This window comes from Moorena sp. SIO3H5 (genome assembly GCF_010692395.1).
Classification (GTDB): domain Bacteria; phylum Cyanobacteriota; class Cyanobacteriia; order Cyanobacteriales; family Coleofasciculaceae; genus Moorena.
Map to the genome: position 1 here is coordinate 1 of NZ_JAAHHS010000665.1, position 2,447 is coordinate 2,447.

The window sequence follows — 2,447 nt, forward strand, 5'->3', positions numbered from 1 at the left end:
TTTTAGGGTGGCAATTGGTATTGCCCCATAAATCGATTCCAACCGTACATACATGCCAGGGTTGGACAACACAAAGTCCACCTCCTGGTTAGCTACTATTTCTTCGAGGGTGTCAAACCCTAGTGGTGATAAACCGCTTTACCTGACGGTAGATTCGATTCTTTTTATCCTCTACTTTGCAGATAGAAATATGGTCAACATCCATCGGGACAGGAATAACGCCCTTAATACCAGGGTCAGCACTGGTTTGATTCACCACTAAAATCCCATTGGTAGGTCTCGTTTCGCAGTAAACCAGCATCGGGATTTGGCTAAACTGGTGGTCATTGCGATACAAAAGATTCAGTTCCCGTAAGCGAGAATGGTGTGCCTGCAATTCGTCAACACTGACAGTGGTTTGTAGAATCTTGCCAATGTGCTTAATCCAACTTGCCAGATCAGAACCAGCATGAGGGGTAGACAGGAAAACAATTCCCCTCGTCCGAGATGCGATCGCTTCCCATGTGCCAAAGTCCCTAGCACTGCGCAGCATCTGTTTAACCAGCAGTCCCCCCATACTGTGAGTAACGAAAATTATTGGGCGATCGCCTATCTCATAGCTATCCAGTAGATCTAAACTATTAGTCGCCCGGTCTACCAGAGGCATAGAATTACCCTTCCATCTAAACGGTTCTACCTCATAAGCCAGAGACCAAATTCCCACATCTGATAAATCTTCCCCCAGCCAAGCAGGCCAAAAATTATTATCATCTCGCCGTTCTTGCGGGTGCCAAGTACTTAGGGCATCACCCCCGAGTCCATGAACAAAAATGACATCTCCACGGCGATCGGGGTTCTGAGTACCAGAAATTTCAATTAAATCCTTACGATCACTCACAGACTAGGTCTCCAGGAATAAAGGTCAATTGACAGCCATGGGGTTAATCGCCATACCCTCACCACATCTTGCTATTCAATAGAATAGCTACCGACTGAGTCGCTATAACTCCGGAAAGTGCCAATAAATTCTCTGTCTACTACATATTCCGCCGTTCCCTACTCTCGATTCCCGATTCCCGAGTCCCTACTCCCTATTGCTCTATTTTTATCCGGATAAAAAATCATTTATTTTTTTGTGCTCAAAGAAAATAAAAATTTTTAATAAAAGTAAAAAATGTCCGGATAATCAGTTTTTAAACTAACTCAGTATTATCTCTATTTATCTAACTACATAATAGTTATGTCTTAAATTTTTTTCAGTAGTATTTCTAATTTACAACCATCTTTATAGGCGGTTAGTTTAGAACTATGAAACGAGTTAAACACTAACTCACTTTCAGGATAAACTATCAACTCACAAAGCTCGAAAAATAATGAACAACAACTCTCTTTCTCTAGCCAAAACTCTCATCAACACAGGTCTCATTTTTGCGGGCTTAACTGCTGTACTGGCCACATCAGCTAACGCTGAATCAGCTATTCGCGGATCTGCCGTAGAGACACGGGGTTCTGGAAGCTCTATCAGTGTTTCCGGTGAGCTGATTTTACCTGACGCTCTCCACTTTCCTGGTCCATTGGTTGTTACACCAACCTACACCGGTGCTGGAACAAGCACTGCAACTATTGATACCCTCACCCTAGATGGAGGTGTAGCTGCAGCAGTCTCCACTACTAGCGGTAGTGACTCACCAAATGTATTCCTTTCCGAAGCTGCAAACGCTCTAGCTGCTGCTACCGCAGTTGAGGATCAAGCCGCTTTAATCCGTGCCGGAGCAGGTACTGAAGGCTTGGGTGCTCTAGAGTAAATTAACAGTAAATGACTCCTCTCTAATCAGGGCAAACGCATCTTAATTAATAAACCCTCTATTAGTCTCAACAAGCCCTCTTGAAATCGCCTTAAGCACTACTTATTGAAAATAAGTTGAACCTGAGCAGGGCTTGTTGACGATTAAATTCAGGGAAATAGTGGCTTACACTTGAGTGTCATACAGTCTGATTCAAAATTAATTGGTTTAACCACTGGGTCTACTGTGTCACACTCAACTGAAAAGCGCTATAGAGTCGTAATTTTTCTGTAATCCACATAGCGCGGTTTACTGTCAAGACTAATTTAGATGTGTTTACCCTGTCTCTTCAATCACTTTTCTTTGAACATGCCTCCTGGAATTTCTCTGTAGAGAAATCCTAGGAGTATTTTTTATCGTTTAAGACAACACTAGCAAAGAAAAAAGGAAGTAGCAGGAAGCTTCGGAGCAGTCAACAAAAATTATCACAATTCATTTGTAAGCTATCAGTAAGTATTCAGCTATCAGCTATCAGCTATCAGCTATCAGTAAGTATTCAGCTATCAGCTATCAGCTATCAGCTTAAGCGCTACGCGCACGCTGCGCGAACAGCTTTTTAATAAAAGAGGTAAGCCTTCGAATAATGCTGAGTTAAGTCTGCTGACGGCACCTCAAGTAGCGTGA

Annotated in this window: 2 protein-coding genes; one reads left to right on the forward strand and one right to left on the reverse strand. The window is 42.7% G+C overall.

Annotated elements, in window-relative coordinates:
* Positions 1-112 precede the first annotated feature (112 nt).
* Entirely contained in the window at positions 113-877 is a 765-nt protein-coding gene (locus tag F6K52_RS35250) for a hypothetical protein (protein WP_293089687.1), read from the reverse strand.
* A gap of 475 nt (positions 878-1,352) precedes the next feature.
* Between F6K52_RS35250 and F6K52_RS35255 the strand changes: the two genes are divergently transcribed.
* Positions 1,353-1,784: a hypothetical protein gene (locus F6K52_RS35255; RefSeq protein ID WP_293089690.1), complete on the forward strand. Its 432-nt coding sequence runs from the start codon at positions 1,353-1,355 to the stop codon at positions 1,782-1,784.
* The last annotated feature ends 663 nt before the right edge of the window (positions 1,785-2,447 follow it).

Bases quoted from the DNA above. Each gene is read 5' to 3' on its own strand.
- F6K52_RS35255 (WP_293089690.1), top strand. From the start codon at position 1,353: ATGAACAACAACTCTCTTTCTCTAGCCAAAACTCTCATCAACACAGGT.